Source organism: uncultured Psychrosphaera sp., assembly GCF_947500655.1.
Taxonomy (GTDB): domain Bacteria; phylum Pseudomonadota; class Gammaproteobacteria; order Enterobacterales; family Alteromonadaceae; genus Psychrosphaera.
The window spans coordinates 79,824-97,807 of record NZ_CANMSK010000006.1 but is presented as its reverse complement, the minus strand read 5'-3'; the positions used below and the strand labels follow the sequence as shown (position 1 = coordinate 97,807).

Annotated in this window: 17 protein-coding genes; 5 read left to right on the top strand and 12 right to left on the bottom strand. The window is 37.4% G+C overall.

Annotated elements, in window-relative coordinates:
• Positions 1-10 precede the first annotated feature (10 nt).
• From Q0940_RS07425 to modA, 4 genes are all read right to left on the bottom strand, one after another.
• The gene (locus tag Q0940_RS07425; RefSeq protein ID WP_299266550.1) at positions 11-1,840 is read right to left on the bottom strand and encodes an ABC transporter ATP-binding protein; all 1,830 of its coding nucleotides are present in this window, start codon (positions 1,838-1,840) and stop codon (positions 11-13) included.
• A gap of 202 nt (positions 1,841-2,042) precedes the next feature.
• Positions 2,043-3,302, bottom strand: coding sequence for an ATP-binding cassette domain-containing protein (locus Q0940_RS07420; RefSeq protein ID WP_299266387.1), 1,260 nt, complete (start codon positions 3,300-3,302; stop codon positions 2,043-2,045).
• On the bottom strand, positions 3,299-3,982 hold the full coding sequence (gene modB, locus Q0940_RS07415; RefSeq protein ID WP_299266384.1) for a molybdate ABC transporter permease subunit: 684 nt from the start codon (positions 3,980-3,982) through the stop codon (positions 3,299-3,301). The genes Q0940_RS07420 and modB overlap by 4 nt, the downstream gene beginning before the upstream one ends.
• 17 nt (positions 3,983-3,999) lie before the next feature.
• A complete protein-coding gene (gene modA / locus Q0940_RS07410; protein ID WP_299266381.1) occupies positions 4,000-4,803 on the bottom strand; it encodes a molybdate ABC transporter substrate-binding protein in 804 nt (267 codons plus the stop codon).
• A 205-nt stretch (positions 4,804-5,008) separates the two neighbouring features.
• Here modA and Q0940_RS07405 point away from each other — a divergent pair, with 205 nt between their 5' ends.
• Positions 5,009-5,254, top strand: coding sequence for an RNA-binding protein (locus Q0940_RS07405; protein ID WP_299266378.1), 246 nt, complete (start codon positions 5,009-5,011; stop codon positions 5,252-5,254).
• Positions 5,255-5,569: 315 nt separating this feature from the next.
• Complete coding sequence (locus Q0940_RS07400; RefSeq protein ID WP_299266375.1) at positions 5,570-6,319, top strand: type II CAAX endopeptidase family protein; 750 nt, start codon at positions 5,570-5,572, stop codon at positions 6,317-6,319.
• A gap of 127 nt (positions 6,320-6,446) precedes the next feature.
• Here Q0940_RS07400 and Q0940_RS07395 read toward each other — a convergent pair whose 3' ends face one another.
• The 8 genes from Q0940_RS07395 to Q0940_RS07360 all read right to left on the bottom strand — a co-directional run bounded on the left by Q0940_RS07395 (position 6,447) and on the right by Q0940_RS07360 (position 14,535).
• A complete protein-coding gene (locus tag Q0940_RS07395; RefSeq protein WP_299266371.1) occupies positions 6,447-6,623 on the bottom strand; it encodes a type II toxin-antitoxin system RelE/ParE family toxin in 177 nt (58 codons plus the stop codon).
• A 111-nt stretch (positions 6,624-6,734) separates the two neighbouring features.
• Entirely contained in the window at positions 6,735-6,974 is a 240-nt protein-coding gene (locus tag Q0940_RS07390) for a type II toxin-antitoxin system Phd/YefM family antitoxin (protein ID WP_299266547.1), read from the bottom strand.
• Between the two features lie 150 nt (positions 6,975-7,124).
• A complete protein-coding gene (locus Q0940_RS07385; protein WP_299266368.1) occupies positions 7,125-8,435 on the bottom strand; it encodes an ATP-binding protein in 1,311 nt (436 codons plus the stop codon).
• Position 8,436: 1 nt separating this feature from the next.
• Entirely contained in the window at positions 8,437-9,807 is a 1,371-nt protein-coding gene (locus Q0940_RS07380; protein WP_299266365.1) for a sigma-54 dependent transcriptional regulator, read from the bottom strand.
• A gap of 123 nt (positions 9,808-9,930) precedes the next feature.
• Positions 9,931-11,169 carry an FtsX-like permease family protein gene (locus tag Q0940_RS07375; RefSeq protein WP_299266362.1) on the bottom strand — a complete coding sequence of 413 codons (1,239 nt, stop codon included), beginning with the start codon at positions 11,167-11,169 and terminating at the stop codon, positions 9,931-9,933.
• Between the two features lie 7 nt (positions 11,170-11,176).
• A complete protein-coding gene (locus Q0940_RS07370; RefSeq protein WP_299266359.1) occupies positions 11,177-12,466 on the bottom strand; it encodes an ABC transporter permease in 1,290 nt (429 codons plus the stop codon).
• A gap of 9 nt (positions 12,467-12,475) precedes the next feature.
• Positions 12,476-13,189 (bottom strand): ABC transporter ATP-binding protein, encoded by a 714-nt coding sequence (locus Q0940_RS07365; protein WP_299266356.1) that lies wholly within the window; start codon positions 13,187-13,189, stop codon positions 12,476-12,478.
• A gap of 77 nt (positions 13,190-13,266) precedes the next feature.
• Positions 13,267-14,535 (bottom strand): efflux RND transporter periplasmic adaptor subunit, encoded by a 1,269-nt coding sequence (locus tag Q0940_RS07360; RefSeq protein ID WP_299266354.1) that lies wholly within the window; start codon positions 14,533-14,535, stop codon positions 13,267-13,269.
• Positions 14,536-14,825: 290 nt separating this feature from the next.
• Between Q0940_RS07360 and Q0940_RS07355 the strand changes: the two genes are divergently transcribed.
• From Q0940_RS07355 to Q0940_RS07345, 3 genes are all read left to right on the top strand, one after another.
• Entirely contained in the window at positions 14,826-15,908 is a 1,083-nt protein-coding gene (locus tag Q0940_RS07355) for a hypothetical protein (RefSeq protein ID WP_299266351.1), read from the top strand.
• 356 nt (positions 15,909-16,264) lie between these two features.
• The gene (locus Q0940_RS07350) at positions 16,265-16,681 is read left to right on the top strand and encodes a tetratricopeptide repeat protein (protein ID WP_299266348.1); all 417 of its coding nucleotides are present in this window, start codon (positions 16,265-16,267) and stop codon (positions 16,679-16,681) included.
• 689 nt (positions 16,682-17,370) lie between these two features.
• On the top strand, positions 17,371-17,748 hold the full coding sequence (locus Q0940_RS07345) for a hypothetical protein (RefSeq protein WP_299266345.1): 378 nt from the start codon (positions 17,371-17,373) through the stop codon (positions 17,746-17,748).
• Positions 17,749-17,984: the final 236 nt, after the last annotated feature.

The following is a 17,984-nucleotide window of genomic DNA, read 5'->3' as shown; positions in this document are numbered from 1 at the left end:
TTTAGTTAACTTATTCTAGCCCCAAAAAACCACCAGTTTGATGTTGCCATAACTTGGCATAAATACCGTTTAATTCAAGCAATTCGGCATGACTACCAGACTCAACAATACGGCCTTGGTCCAATACTAACAATCGATCCATTTGCGCAATAGTTGATAATCTGTGAGCAATCGCCAATACGGTTTTTTGTTCCATTAAATTGTCTAAGCTTTTCTGAATAGCTTGCTCTACTTCTGAGTCGAGTGCCGATGTTGCCTCATCCAAAATAAGTATTGGTGCATTTTTCAAGATAACTCTAGCAATAGCGATACGTTGACGTTGTCCACCAGAGAGTTTTACGCCGCGTTCACCAACTTGCACGTCGTAACCAGTATTGCCATTTTTATCGCTTAACCTATTAATAAACTCATCTGCTTCTGCTGCAGTCGCCGCTGCAATAATTTCATCTTGTTGCGCGTTTTGTTTACCGTAAGCAATATTCTCTTCAATGGTTCTGTGTAGTAAAGATGTGTCTTGCGTCACCATGCTGATATTTGCTCTGAGACTGCGCTGGCTAATCTCTGATATATCTTGACCATCAATAAAAATGCCGCCTTTATCTAAGTTATAAAAGCGTAATAACAAATTAACTAAGGTGGATTTCCCTGCACCAGAGCGACCAACAATACCGACTTTTTCACCCGGCTTTATTTTAATGTCTAGCTTATCAAACACTCTGTTTTTTTCATCGTAATTAAAGGTCACGTTTCTAAAATCAATTGCACCTTGGCTAATAGCGAGATCTTCTGCGGTGTTAGTATCTTGTACCTCAATTGGCTGAGCTAGAGTATTAATGCCATCTTGTACTGTGCCTATATTTTCAAACAAGGCAGAGACTTCCCACATTACCCATTGAGACATACTATTTATGCGTAAACATAAAGTAATGGCAATGGCTATTTCGCCCGGCGTAACCGCCTGTTGCAACCAAAGATAGATAGCCATGCTAGACATACCAAACAACAAAATAGCATTGTTAAACCATACCGCTGCATACAAGCCAGTGGCTAAACGCATTTGTGGATACACAGTTTGTAAAAATCCATCCATGCTGTCTTTGGCATATTCAGCTTCTTGGTCGGTATGAGAAAATAATTTTACTGTTGAGATATTAGTGTAACTATCAACTATACGGCCTGTCATAAGTGAACGCGCATCGGCTTGCTTTTGCGATACTTTTTTCAGCTTAGGCAGCATAACTCTTAATACAAAAACGTAGATACAAAACCAAGCGATAAGCGGTGCTGATAAACGCCAGTCGATACTAAAAACAAGTACCGCAATGGATAAAAAATACACGGCAATATATATTAATATATCGACCACTTTCATCACGGTTTCTCTAACCGCTAGCGATGTTTGCATTACTTTAGTGGCAACTCGTCCGGCAAATTCATTTTGAAAAAATGACAAGCTTTGTGCCAGCAAATAATTGTGTGCTTGCCAGCGAATTTTCATAGGGTAATTGCCCAGTAACGTTTGATGGGTGAGTAACGTTTGTAAAATCACAATACAAGGTAAGCCAACCAGCACCAATAACCCCATCCACATTAATGTGCTTTGGTTATTACTTAGAAATGTTGCTCTGTCTTGTGTCGTTAACCAGTCAACTAACTGTCCTAAAAAGCCAAATAACGACACTTCTAATATCGCAATAATCGCACTCAAAACCGCAACAACTAATACAGGAATTAACATGCCCTTGGAATAATGTATTAAAAATGCAAATAACGCGGTAGGTGGACGTTTGTTATCAATCTTAGGAAATGGTTTAGATAGTTTTTCAAAAAATGAAAAGATCATAATGTGTATTTATCTCGTTAAATAGTGGCTCAAGCGCGAGTTCTTAGAGTAAGTTGCAGCGCTTGCCCTTAAATAGCAGCGCTAGCTTAGACGAACAGCTAGGAAAGCGGAGATTTTATATTAATTGCTAGCTAAGCCCAACCGTTAAACCGATTGTTTAGTGATTAATTGCAAAGAGTGCTATTTGAATAACGTTTATCTAAAGCGCTTTAAATTGGGCAAAAACGGTTTCACCAAGTTGTAACTTTAAATTGCTAAAACTTAGCTGTGAAATTTCTGCGTACAATGTTTGTCCCTGCACGCTTAACGTCACCAATACCAAATGTTGAATATGTGTAATATCGTCAATACTTGCCTTAAGGTGATTTAACATACTGGTGTCTAAATTGTCTTGTCTGGATAAACTCACTCTATTAGCATCGAGCGTGACGAGCTTTTCTTTAATGGGATAGCTAATGGGATAGCTAATGGGATAGCTAATGGGATAGCTAATGGGAGAGTTGATAGGAAGGTGAGAGCTAAGGGATTTACTAGAACTGTTGTTCTGTAAACCTTTGGTATAAATAACCGGACTTTTTTCATCTTCGCCAAGTTGCCATTTTGTTAAATGATATTCAGCCAAAGGCACTGGATTTGTTAAAGTTAAAGTGGAAAATCGTGTTTGATTGTTTAAGTCAGCTTCTTCTGTTTTTGATCTAGATCCTGAGCTGTCATGAGTTAGCTTGTCGATTAACTCAGTTGTTGGACCAGAGCGTAGCATTTCACCATTATCAATAACCAACATATGTTGGCTACACAAAGCCAATTCTTTTAATGAGTGGCTGACGATCACAAAGTGCAATCCATAATCCTGTTGTAACTGCACCAGTAAACCCAAAAGCTCAACTCTGGCATTCCAGTCTAAAGCAGAAAATGGCTCGTCTAATAAAATAATAGGTTTACCACATAATAAGCTGCGGGCTAAGTTAACTCTTTGTTGCTCACCACCAGATAAGCTGGTACTTGGTTGATTTAATAAATGTTCAATACCACACCAATCTATAACTTGTTCCAAGGTAAAAGGACATGAACTAGCCCAAGTTGAATGTTTAATGACAAAGGTTAAGTTTGCTAACACGGTTAAATTAGGAAATAGCTGAGCCTGTTGGGTTTGTAACAAACATGGGTTTTTATCGGCTGGGAGTTTATCAATGCGTTTACCTTGCCAATGGATTTTGGACTCAGCCTCTTTTAAAATCTTTTTCTCTAAACTAGCCTGCTCTAAACCAGACTTTTTTAAACCAGCAAGCACACGTAACAAAGTGGATTTCCCCGCACCTGATTTACCAAATACACCCACTATGCCTTTGGATAATGGCAATACAATATCCACTGATAAAGTGAAGTCGTGACCTTGCGGCTTGTTTAAAGTACGACTCTCGATGCAAAGCTGTAAATCGTCATTTTCTATTAAACTCATGACTTCACCGTATAAAACGATTTATTAAATTTGTATAACAAGGTCAAACTCACAAAAGAGAAACACAATAACACTAACGCTAAATTATGCGCTTTGTCATAACTTAACATTTCAACGTGATTATAAAGAGCGATGGAAAGTACTTGGGTTTCCCCTGGAATATTACCACCTATCATTAACACCAAACCAAATTCACCTAACGTATGGGCAAACCCTAAGGTTGCTGCGCTAATAAGACTTGGTTTAATTAAGGGTAAAATTAAATACACAAAACGCTTAACTGGCGGAACGCCTAAACTCGATGCCACTTGGGCATATTGATGCCCCAACTGCGAAAAACCAGCCATGAGCGGTTGCACGACAAATGGCAGAGAATAAATTAATGACCCTAATAAAATGCCACTAAAACTAAATACCAACTGTTCACCAGTTAAGGTGATCCAAAACTGACCAAACCAAGAGTCGGGGGAAAAGGCTAATAATAAATAAAAACCTAAAACGGTAGGCGGAAGAACTAAAGGCAAAGCCACTAAAGCTTCAAAAATAGGTTTTAAACGACCTTGATATTTTGTTAACCACCAAGCCAACGGAATACCAATCAATAACAACAAAATAACAGTTAAACAAGCAAGCTTAATGGTAAGCCATAACGCTTGAGCATCGGTAAACCAATCTGTCATTTATAAGCTCCTATCTGTTAATTGTTTGGGGAATTGTAACCCATGTTTTGTATTTGTTGTTGGATGTCGTCCGACAATAAGTAATCCACCAATTCTTTAACTTCTGTTTGGTATTTACTGCGCTTTAAAATAACCAGTTGCTGTTTTATGACTTGGTATTGTTGTGCCGGAACTAACCAATAATTCTGATACTTATTGTGTTTAAGCTGCTGCTGAGCTTGTAGTAATAATGACTCAGGAACAAAGCCAAGTGTCACATTACCAGAGTCGACAAATTGAAACACTTGATTTACGTTGTTACCTAAAATTCGACGGTTTTTATATTCATCATCTAGTTTTAAATAAGACAATACTTGCTGTGTTGCTATGCCAAAGGGCGCAAGTTTTGGATTAGCGTAAGCTAGTTTCCCTTGATGTGAGCTTAATACTTGAGAGTAGGGTGTACTGTTTTTTAACTGGATACGGGATTTTTCATTAGCCCATAACACTAATTTACCTAATGCATAGGTATGACGGGATAAGGTTAAATTATCTTGTTCTAATAAACTGGGGCGTAAACTATCGGCAGATAAAAACAAATCAAACGGTGCACCTTGCTTAATTTGAGCGTACAGCATTCCACTAGAGCCAGAAGATAGTTTAAATTGGATTTTGTCTGCTGGTGGGTAGCTTTTTAATAATTCTGACAAAGTGTAATGAAAGTTACTAGCAACGGCAATTTTAATGTCTGTTTTTGCTATTAAACTGTTAGAAATTAGGCACGTAAACAATAAAGTAAAGTACAAAGGTATAGAGCGGTTTATTGTCTGTTTGAATATCATTGATATGGCATTTTACATATTGCGTTACCAGAATCGTAAAGTAACCGTAGCGAAATTGAAAGCGTTAGTATTAATAGCTAGCATTAACAGCTAATAAAGTTAGCGGTAATTGTCATGAATGTAGGTTATTACTTGGCTTATTTAGCTTTGTCTGGGACAATACGCACATTAACTAAATGTATCAATACAATAAGCAGGCTTAGAGATGAAAATATTAGTACGTAACCTTTCGCGTTCTACCACAGAAGAAGAATTATCTGAGGTATTCTCCAAGTTTGGCGCTATCGAATATTGTAATTTGGTCCTAGACAAAATGTCAGGTAAATCTAAAGGTTTTGGCTTTGTTGAAATAGCAGACGATAAAAAAGCATTATTAGCTATCGTAAAACTTAACGGTACCGTTCTAGGTGGCAAACCAATCCGCGTTAAAAAGGCTGACGAAGCCGTTTAAAGCTGAGCCTAAACAATACAAAAAAGTAAATTTTTATATTAAGTGAGTTATAAAAAATCTCACTTTTGTTAAAAGAAACTCAATAAGGTCGTTAATATTAACGGCCTTTTTTAATGAATTATTTTTAATAAAAATAATTTATTGAAAATAAATTTGACGAATATTTGTTCATTTACAATAATTACCTTAATTAGGAAATTATTTACGATTCAGGTATTGTCATTCTACTTGGATCATATTTACATGCTCTAATTCATTTTAACAATATATCGAATCAAATCGTTGTCGAAATATAAAATTTAGGAGAGAATTATTATGGAAGATGTTAAAACTACAAATATTGTTACAGGGTCTGAATTTTCAATTTTAAAAACCTTTTTATGGATGTTACTGCTTACTTTAGGTCTTCAAGGAATAGTTGGTTTTATTACCGCTATTGTTATTGGTGTAGATCTTGGTGCTTCAGGTGAAGGTACTAATGGTATTGAACTCACTTTACTGCAACCCAGTATAATTGTAATTACTGGGGCTATTTCCGCTATATTATTATTTCCACTAATCAAAAAGGCGGCACACCAGTCAATTAAATCTTTTCCGTTTCAATTTTTAGCATTCAAGCCCGTTAACAAAACAACATTAATTAAAGTGTTGTTGCTAGGGGTTGGTTATTACATTATCGAGTGGCTTGCCACTTATGTATTTTCAATCGATACACCGCAATTTATGCTAGATGTTAAATCACAGACCCATTCAACTTTAGATGCTCTCATGCTAGTGCTTGGAATCTGTATTATCGCACCGATAACGGAAGAAATTATTTTTCGTGGCCTTGCTTATGGCCGACTAGTAAAAACCAAAGTGGGAGTTAGTGGAGCTATTATAATTACCAGTTTATTTTTTACTATAATCCATGTTCAATATGACTTAATCGTTTTATCTATATTATGTTTATTCGCTTTCATACTTGGTTATGTGCGTTATAAAACTGAAAACCTTATTTACTGTATAGTCTTACACATGCAAATAAATCTATTTTCCACAATCGAGCTGTTTTTTTTCTTGTAGTTAATTTATACCAATTACATAGGCTTTAACTATTAGTTCCTGCTTACCAAATTCAAATAAGAAGTAGGAACTTAAATAGTAATAAAAACACCAATTTTATTATTTATTTCCGAATAAGTTTATTGTACTAATCTAACTTTAGTAAGCGTTCACTGCGCCAAATTCTGATTATATTTATTGTAGTAGGTTGGCGAAGGTAAACAACTCTAAATGGAATATGTATCAGCTCACGAATTGAGGTGTCATTAAATTCAGGTACTATTCTGCCAATGTCTGGATGTGTTGATAAAGAATCGACATGCATTAATATTTCAGAAATAAACTTAGTGCCAACTTGGGGACTTCTTGTTCAGTATAATATTCTTTGATGCTTCTAAGTCTGCAATAGCTGAATTTGAGAAGTTAATGATCAAGTTTAAAGTCCAAATTTACGCTTAACTTGATCAATTGATTGAGTATCACCATCTTTAACTTCAATAAGTCCTTGAGCCACCGCTTTAACAAATGCTAATTCTTCATTGAAATTTTCATAGTCTTCTAAACCTTGAATTACCGCGATTCCACAGCCTCTACAGGTAAGAAGTACAGGATGATGTGTGTCAGCAGCATGATTAACAACTTTACCTGGATTAACTTTTAAATCAGTAAGCGGGATAACATCTTTAGAAAACTTGGGTTGAATAAATATCTCTCCTTAAGGACCTCTTTAGTGGTCTTGTCAAAGTCGAAGCTGGTTAATTATTCCTATTCTCGCTTTTTAACTTGTGGCGAAGCCATTCTTATATCTTAAAACTTACAGCCGTTCTTAACTGCTCTCAAACGGCAAAATAATCAACACACATAATCCGCCTTGTTCGCGGTTATTAAACAATAACTTTCCGTTGTGGGCTTCTATTATTTCTCTGCATAATGCTAAACCTAGGCCAGTGCCAGAATGTTTGGTGGAGTAAAATGGCAGTAGGGCGTTTTGAATCACTTCTGCTGACATGCCTTCGCCATTGTCATTGACTGTGATCTCAATTGCCTGACTGGTATTGTTAAACCCCATTGAAATATTACCAGTACAGTCTGCTTCATGGGCATTTTTAAGTACGTTAATTAAGACTTGTTCAAGTTGAGCTATGTCGGCATATAAGGTTCTTTTAGGGGCGATTACATTTGGTAAGTCGCTCGTTAACTCAAATGCATATAAAGCTTGTAGGTGTTCTACTAATACAGGCCAATCAACAGGTTGTTTATTGGGAAGTTTTACTTTGGTGAGTGTTGCGTAACCTTTGATAAAATCATTAAGGTGATTAATTCGGCCACTAATGGTGTTGAATACACGGTTTAAGCGTGGTTCGTCTAAGTTTTTTGCTAGTAACTCTCCGCTGTGACACATAGAGCTTATCGGCGCTATGGAGTTATTAAGCTCGTGGCTTATTACGCTTATTACTTTTTTCCACGTCGCCACTTCTTGTTTTGATAATTCTTGGGTAATAGTTTTTAACAAAAATAACTGATGACGAGCTTGATGAATAGTGACGTAAGAGCTGGTTACATGCCAAGCTTGTTGTGCACCTTGATTGTCCGTTAAGGTAAAAATGGATTCACCTTGATGATTTAAAGCGTGTTGAAACTCAGGCGCTAAAGAGTTAACTAAACTTGGCCAATTACGCCCAACAATAGAACCGTTTAATTCAAACGCTTGTTGTGCGCTGTTATTGGTGAATACTATAGTGTCTCGGTGATCAACCAAAATAGTTACCATAGGAGATGCGTTTAATACTTTGTCCAACATCATTTCACGTTGGTATAAACGTTGGCGTTCATCCCGTAGTTTCTCGCTAGTTTGGTTAAATGCGCTAATCACTGAGTTAGTAAGCGGGTTGTAACTTGTGTCTTTTTGCTGGCTTAAGCTGATTGAAAAGTCGTTATCTCGCAAGCTTTGTAAACCATGATCTAAGCTTTGTAAAATGATCTGGTGACGCTGGAATTGCTTTTTTAATAAAACAAATGTGAGCCATAAAGTGACAATAAGTAACATAATCATTGCACTAGGATATTGCGCCGCAAAGTAATAAGCCGCGCTCATTAAGGTTAAATGCAACGAACCTAAAAATAGTGTAAGGCGCATGTTACAGCTCCGACTCTTGTTGAGAGTCCTGATCTTGAGTCAGTTGATGTTTCTCAATACGTCGGTATAGCGCTTGGCGGCTTAAGCCAAGTTCGCTGGCGGCTCTGGCAATAACCCATTGGTGTTTATCTAATACCGCTTTGACATGAGTTTTGTCGTCATCACTTATTTTGGCATTAGCTTCTTTTAACTCAGTATCTGAACCATTAAGCATAAAATGTTCAGGCAATAGAATGTGGTCGCTGCAAAGCACCATAGCTCGTTGACAGTGGTTTTCTAATTCTCGTACATTGCCCGGCCAAGGTTGTTGAATTAACAATTGTGCGGTTTCATCTGTCAGCTCATGACTGCCTGATACAAAATGGCGAGCAAGGGGAATAATGTCATCTTTGCGCTCAAATAACGGCGGTAAATTTAATTCCACCACATTAAGACGGTAATATAAATCTTCACGAAATACGCCATCTTGAATAGCTTGAACTAAGTTACTGTTGGTAGCACTAATAACTCGAACATCTACACTAATCGTTTGGCTAGAGCCTACACGTTCAAACTGACCTGTTTGTAATACGCGTAATAACTTCATTTGCCCGGCAAGGGATAAGTTACCAATTTCATCTAAAAATAGTGTGCCACCATCGGCTGCTTCAAAACGTCCAACACGTGCAGCGGTTGCACCTGTATAAGCGCCTTTTTCTGCACCAAATAGCTCAGCTTCCATTAACTCACTGGCAAGTGCCCCCATATTTACTTTTATAAAAGGATTAGCCGCACGGGGTGAATGTTGATGAATATAATCAGCAATACGTTCTTTACCACTACCATTAGCGCCGGTTATTAATACACTGATTTCACTGGCTGCAACTTTGTTTGCCATAGCAACAAGCTGCTTCATTGGCTGGCTTTCCACAATGAATTGAGGAATTTTTGTTTGCGTGGTATCGCTGTTTATGGCGTTATCGGTGGTTGTTGGTTTAGATTTTGAAGTAGTAACAGCTTTCGAGTTAATGTTTGCTGCGATAGCTTCTAGTAATTTTTCATCATTCCAAGGTTTCGGTAAATAATCGGTCGCGCCTGATTTAACCAGTTCAATTGCAGTTTCAAGTTGGCTCCATGCGGTGATCAAAATAATTGGTGTATTTGGCACTAATTCTTTTAACTGATAAAAAAGAGATTTACCTTCATCGCCAGAGGTTGTCCCTTGGCTAAAATTCATGTCTTGAATAATTAAATCTATCGACTGGTTATTAGCGGCGATAACGGCGTCTTTTACTGTATTCGCAGTGATGACTTGATAATTGTGTAAACTTAATAATAAATCCAGTGCATCTAAAATATCTGGATTGTCATCTACCACTAATACGCGCTTCATTTATAATTATTCCTGCTTTTGATTTGTCGCATTAGCGAATTTAGTAAATAAAATGGCCGTTAACTGTGAACGGCCATTTATTTATAGGAGCTTCGATCTAGAGTCTCCAATTAGAGTGACTGGTTACAGCGTTTTAGTTGCTATCACTGGTGAAATTTTTGTTGTTTTATAGGCAGGGAACCAAGTTGCTATAGTTCCAGCTGCAAATACCACAAACACCGCAAGAGCATATAATAATACTGTAGGTTTATCGATACTAATAACCTGCGACAACGCAATATTCAATCCAATCATAGTCGCTATACCCAGTAAACTTGCGCCTAACGTTAATATCCAATTCTCACTAAACACATAAAGCATAATGTCTTTTTTACGTGCACCAAGGGCACGACGAATACCAATAAACTTGCGTTGTTGTGTTACGTGAAAATGGGCATGAGCAAAACTGCTAACAATTGTCACTAAAATCATTAATAACGATAACATAGCAAATAAACTCGCTAAGCCTGAATCTTGGCTGTAAAACTTTTTCAAGTGTTCATCCATGCTTCGCACACGGAGAATGTCACGTTCAGCTTGTACAGACAAAATAGTGTCACTGAGCTTAGCTTGTACTTGCGCTACTTTACCCGGTTCAACGCGTATTAAATAATGCTGTTCAAAGTCAGATTGTGAGTATAAAAAGTTACCGAACATAGCGTAGTATTTGGCATCTCCTTTTGAATTAGGGCTAATAACAAAGTCACGAGCGATCCCAACAACACGGCCATTATTAGTTAACTCTCCAATTGCTGATTTATTTGGAAAAACAGCTTTAGCTAATGACTCTGTAAGGATTATATTCTGTTCAATCTCTCCACGTTTTCCTGGCGTATAAAAATCGGTAGTGATGTCGTCAGCGTTTGTTAATGCTCGCCCTTCAATAATTTCAACTCCTAGGTTATCTAGCCCAATCGTACTGCTATAAAATTGTGGGACACCTTGTAATTCACGTGGTAACACCTGATCTTCTGGAAAATCAGCAGCTTGCATATTACCGTTCCAACCACCATTTTGAATTGGCAACTGATTATAATAGGCGGCGCTGATAACCCCGTCCATTGCGGTTATTTTAGCAATGTCCTGTTTGATAATTGACTGGTAATAATCAGTATCTCGATAAGCACCGGACGTTGGCAATAAATCAACTGAAATAAGTTGCTGGACATCAAAACCGAACGGGCTATTTAATTTTTCAATAGCGGAGTTGGTTAAGATCACTGTATTAACCATTAAACCTATGGTTAGACTTAGTTGGAGTAACAATAGTCCAGTCGCAAACTTGCGCAGACGAAGAGCTTTTAATAATGCTTTAATATTCATGATAAACCTACTTCAACGTGGTTGATAAAGGCGTTCTACAAGAACGGATTAATGGGTACAACATACTGATAAAGGATGTAACTAATGCAATGCCAATGCCTAGCAATATTAATGTTAAGTCTATGTCGCTAGTTTGTTGAAGTGCTGGAAATAGCGTGATTGAAATTTGTAAAAACAACCAGCCAAATATTAAAGTTAGTACCGCGCAACATAAGCCAATTAACATACTTTCTACTACACCTTGATAAAACACATCTTTTATTCTGGCACCAACAGCACGTCTTAATCCTGTTTCAAATCTTGCGCTGTGGTAACGAGCTAATAACAAGCTACTGGCATTAAAAATACATACGGCTAAAAACAATGAGCTGGCTAATGCAAAGGCTAACATACGTTCATCCACCACTTCTTTATGCTCTAACCATTGTTTTACGTCTAATAAACGGTTGTCATTGTCTCGTAAGTATTCACCTTGTTCCTGTCTATGTTGTGAGTAATTATCTATATACTCTTGCATCGCATTTTTTTGTTGTTGGTTCTCTAGTTGTACAAAAGCTTGAATAAAATACCCATTTTTACCGCGATTATCAGATACTGAATTAATACGATCTGTGGATGAATTTCTTACGTTAATCGCCCATTCATTATCCATAGCGGTTTCTATCGGCGCGTATATGTCATCCGTTGCTTTGAATTTCTGTCCATAAGCAACATGGTAAAATAAAGGTTTTAATTCCCACGGTTTTAATACACCAACAATTTCAAAAGGCTTGCCGTCAATTTCAAGTACTTTACCCACACTGTTGCCGCCGCCAAAAACTTGCTGATTTAAGCTGTCGCCAATAACGATTTGTTTTGCATGGTCTTGTTGCCAAGCGCTGCCATAAGCAAAAGGCGCTTCAGTGAGAGGGAAAAAACCAGGAGTTGTGGCACGTACTACCGCTTGATGGCGCGTTAAACTTTTTGATTCAATATCTCTGGTATAAACCTGTGACTGATAATGCACCATAGTATGAGTGGCGATGTCATTTTTTAAAATATGCATAGCATCGTCATAACGCATAATCTCAATAAGCTCGGCACGTGGATTATTTCCAGTCCAAATATTAAGTGAGACATTAAATATTTTGTCACTTTTATTAGGAATAGGATCCGCTGACATGGATTTTATAATCGCGATATTTGCTAAAAACACACCAACACCCACAGCTAAGGTTGTGATCATTAGAATAAAAAATAGTCGATTGCGGATTAAATTCCGATAACTCAATTTGAGGTAATAATTAAACATTTCCATGATAAGTCCTTAACCTTTAACAACAATTGAAGCATTGTCATGTACTGGCGCATAAACGCTGTGATCGGTAATTTGACCATCAATCACTTGTACATTACGGCCTACAGCACGTGCTTGCTCAGGATCATGGGTTACCATAATAATGGTGCTGCCAGCTTCGTTTAAGGTATGCAGTAATTCCATTACTTGACGGGCCATTAGAGAATCTAGATTACCTGTTGGCTCATCCGCTAATAGTATTTTAGGCTCACCAGCTAAAGCGCGAGCAATAGCAACACGCTGTTGCTGACCACCTGATAATTGGCTAGGTAAGTAGTCGGCGCGACTTGCTAACCCAACTTGCTCAAGAGCATGAGTAATGCGGCGCTTTCTTTCGGCTGCATTAAAGCCACGGTAGCGTAATGGCATATCAATATTATCAAAAAGGTTAAAGTCGGGAATGAGATTATAGTTTTGAAAAATGAAACCAATTTTTTCGTTACGTAAACGCGATAATTCGTCATCGTTAAGCCCTTGAATATTTACACCGTCTAGTTCGTAGCTTCCTTCGTCAAAGCTATCTAATAATCCTGCAACATTTAAAAATGTTGATTTACCTGAACCTGAAGGTCCAGTTACTGCTACAAACTCGCCTTCTTTTACTTCCAAATTAAAGTCACGTAATGCGTGAGTTTGGATAGTATCGCTGCGATAAATTCGACTAATATTTTTCATGTTAAGCATATTTTTTCCTAATTTTTTTAAGTTTTATTAACTAAATTTGGTTGTTCGTTTAAACGATTCTCTAATTAAACGCGCCCTTAATTTAATAAGACAGCTGGGTGAGCATCAAACTCTTCTGTAGATGAAATTATGATCTCATCTCCTGCTTTTAATCCTGATATTATTTCAATAAATTCAACACTTTGTGAACCGGTTGATATTGGTTGTTTCTGTGCGTTATTGTCATTGATTACGTAGGCGGCTTTACCAGCGTTACTTGCTAAGAAACCACCACGTTTTACCATTAGTACATTGTCTTTTTTCTCAAACTCGATACGCGCATTTAAACGTTGGTTTTGACGTAATTGAATGTCTTCAATGTCTGCGATAGAGGCTCTTACTGCAACTTGGCTGTTTTTCACTTCTGGTGATATTGAAATGATTTTACCGACTAGTGATTTTCCAGAAATAGTGATCTGTACATCAAGTCCAAGTCCTAAATCGTCAGCATAAAACTCAGGCACGTTAAGCTCCGCTTCGTACTGGCTTAAATCAACAATAGTCATAATGGATTGGGCATTAGTAACTTGTTCTTTTTTCTGAACTAACCAGTTACCAACAACACCTGTGACAGGAGCTTTTATGTTAAGTAATTCAACACGACGTTGTAATTCATCCAGAACTAATTGTTGGCTTTTAACAAAAAAGTTACGAGTTTGGCTCTCAAACGCTAGACGCTTTTTAGAGAGGGCAACACGCTTTTTAGCATGCTTTAGCAATAATTCACTTTCTGTTTTTGAATCTTGTTTTGTTACTAACTCTAATTCGCTGATCACTTGTTTTTCAAATGACAATTCAGCGCGGGTGAGCTCTCTAACACTAGCATTATAAGATATCTGTGCAGAATCAAGACTGCGCTCTAAATCAAGTAAAGCTTCGTTGTCACTTAACTCACCACGACTCGCTTCTATTTTTAAGCGCTCTAATGTTGCAGCCGCTTGTTTTACGGTTGATTGTAATTCTGGGCTTAAAACCGTGGCCACAATCGTATCTTTTTCAACTATGTCACCAGGTTTTGCCAATAACGTCACTTGGCCTGCTTCTGAGCTATAAAGTGTAGGGGCGTTCGCCGCCACCAATTTACCGTTAACGGCTACGTCTCTTATTAACGTACCTTTAAACACGTTAGCTCGGCTAAGGTTTTTTGATTCAACACTAGGTACACCGCCAGCCCACTGAGTTAATGTTGGTAAGCTACCCCATATAACTGCAACCATAATTAATAAAGTAACACTTATCTTTTTCCAAGGTTTAGTGTTCATGGTTTTGCTGATAACTTCATCTTGTCCGCTGGTATTGTTGATCATAATTTTTTCAGTATTGTTAAATAATATGAGTACAGTATTGCCATTGACGTGCCAAAGTCTTAACTAATTGTTTTATAATGATTTGTTTTCTTTCTGTGGTTTCAGAAGTGTCCGATCGGACAGTGGAAAGTGTCCGGCAGCTCAGTAAAAGTGTCCGTTTTTAATTAGTGGACAGTAAGTTTTGTAACTGCTTTTCTTGGTTATATAATTGAGTACTAATCAACATTTAATTATAACGAGTCTTGCAAGCAAACTTGTTATAACATGTGGTTTCACCCTAGGAGTTGTTTATGAAGAGCGTTTTATTATTTTCTCTGCTTGTGAGCTTTGGCTCTGGTGCATCTGACTTTGTTGTTAGCACACAAAAAATATCTACAGGAAATCGTTTTCAAGCCATTTCCATTGATGAAAAAGGCGGTTTATGGGTAAGCGGAACTAACTCTGCGGTTTATCATTCTACCGATTCCGGTGAGTCATGGACTGCAGTAAATACGCCTAATACAAGTAAACCGTTACAGTTCAGAGATATCCAAGTCGTTAACGACACCATTATTTTAATGAGTGCAGGTGAGGGCGCTGATTCAAAACTTTATATGTCAAAAAATGGCGGAGAGTCTTGGATATTAACCAATCAAGGTAAAAACCCATCTACCTTTTACGACTGCTTTAGCATGTTAGACGACTCAACTGGTTGGTTATATGGTGACTCAATCAATGAAAAGTTTTCTATGTTAAAAACCACGGACGGAGCAAAATCATGGAAAGCAGTAACCTTACCTTTTGCTGCGCAAGAAGATGAAGGTGGCTTTGCTTCAAGTGGCACCTGTTTAAATCATAACCCACAAGGTGATATTGCAATTGGAACTGGCAATGCTGAAATCCCACGCTTATTAATTAAAAAAGCTGACCAAGCTTGGCAGTCAATTCCTTCACCGTATGCTGGTGGTGAAGCTGCTGGTATTTTTACCGTGCAGTTTGACGACAGTAATCTATATACCTTTGGTGGCAGCCTAACAGCAAAAGCTAAAAACGCACCTGCTGCAGGTTACAAATATTCGTTAACTAAATCTAAATGGATGCCATTACCTGTATCGCCATTTAACGGCGCAGTTTATGGTTCCGCCATAACTGAAAAACATGTATTGATCACCAGCCCACAAGGCATTGCTGTGATGAATAAAAGTGAAAAATACACTGAAACTAGCTATGAAGATGCGAGTGCAAGTAGAACTAAAAGTAGCAGTCAAAACCTGCTTAAAGACAAACTCAGCTGGAAGAAAATATCAGACTTAGATATTTGGGCAATCGCTTGTTCAGGTACCCAATGCTGGGGCGTTGGCGCAAATGATGTTGTTGTGACTATTAGTTGGTAGCTAGGGGCTGTTTATCTTTCATTTTGCGCAACGCTGGCGGCTATTTGTTGCATCCAGCGAGGCAGAAGACTCGCAAATAGTGGTTCTATTTAAGTTTCTGGCTAAAATTAACAAGAACGAAGTTGGGGTGATAAATAGACCCAGCCCTTCGGGTTGAGGTTAAATTATCCCCACTCTTTGTTATAAACATACTTATTTAATCCATTAAACACTGCACTTAAGAATGATGTTTATGTCGCGATTGGAAATGATTTTCCACTCAACGTTGCGTAAAATGAAAGATAAACAGCCCCTTGTGTTAAATAAATAAAATTGCAGTTATATTAACTGAGCCTTTAAATGAAATGAGCAAACCTATGAATACAAAAATATATACACAAGTACATTCTTTGGCAGAAGAGTTAATGGCCGCTGTACAGAAAAAAGATCAAGTTCGTTTTGATAAAAGTTATCAAGAGTTAAAAAAAATATGTGACGACAACGACAACACTGACAAAGATCATCCAGTGCAATGGGAAACCTTAGCGGATTTCACGGACGACTTAGAACTTGCTATTACCATTTACGATAAAGCGTTAGCAAAAGCTCAAGAGATCAATTCAAAAGACTTTTTGTCATCAATTGCGTATTCAACGGCATTATTAAAATTAGAATTAGGCGATAAAGAAGGTGCAATTGTGTCTTTAGAGTTGGCTAAAATTAGTTGTAATAAAATAGTGGATAAAGAGTTAAAGGCAGAGATCCATGATTTGTTGATGGACTTGCAGGCGTAGTCTTTTGTTTTTTAAATTGCATTTTAAGAGCAAAGGCAAAGGTTGTTTTACCTGCGGTGCAGGTTGCCAGCCTTTTTAAAGCGAATTTATTTTATACTTCATTTCAGATTTTTAGTTTTAAATTACATTATTATGCACTAACGGTTTCGCCCCTCGGCGGTCATCAAGAAAACATCCTTGTATTGATGACATCCCATCGTCCATGATGTGAATTATACCTTTTTGCAACAGCCAAAAAAGGTAGGCGACTCTTTATAATCAAACAGAGCGCCGCTCCTAACAAACATTCTAATCTTCAATGAAATTAAGTTTTATTCTCAAAAACGGGATGTATATTCGTCCTTTGGTCATCTAATAAAACATCCCTGTTTTGATGACATCCCATCATCCTTGATGTGAAAAACCATCCCTTATTCGACGTCCTCGGCAACTGCGTCCTGCGTTGCCCTAATTACATCCATCCATGGATTAATGCCTCATACTTTGAAAACTTATTTTATTTCAGGAATGTTTAGATGGAGGCTTAAAAGCAAAAGCATTACAGCTTTATTTCCAAATTACTTTTTCTAGTAATTGATTCACGACTCTGGTAAAAATAAATGATTAAGAAAAGTGAGCGATGACTCGGTAAAAAAAAACGCGGGATTCACTCGCTATAAACATATTATGTGTTTCTCGGAGTATAGATTTTGGAAAAGTGGGAAGTAGAAGCTAGAAAGAAAATAGTAAGAAGCCTCTGGACAACAGTACCTATTATTTTATTAGCTATTGCCGTTCCAATAATTGCATTATGCGTATCTAGTTTAATCCCAGAAAAAGAAACTATTGCAACGTGGTTTCAAAGATGCGGTTCAATTATTGTAGCTTTGGTTGTTTGGATCGAAATTAAAAATAATATTATAAGTAGTTACATTTACCCTACAGGTATCTTAAGTAGTGCCGATTTTAAAGAGTTAAAAAAAGATTACGGTCTATATTTTAATCTCATCAAGTGGACTGGTTTTTTATTAGCTATTATCGGTACTCTTATATGGGGCTATGGCGATATTCCTTTAAAAAACACATAACAAGAGAATGAATAGTGATTCACTTTAGTTTGTCATTTTTAGTTGCAAACGACGCAATAAAACTGCCAAACTAGTTCACACATTATTCAGGCGTGAGGCCGTAGAATAACTCTTTTTTAATAAAGACGGCCAACTTTATGAGTTCCAAATGCATTACATAGTGCGAGAAAAGCGCTTAGCATTTGCTAAAGGAACTCCATTTTCAATCAATTTGGGCTGTCGGAGTAATTCTACAG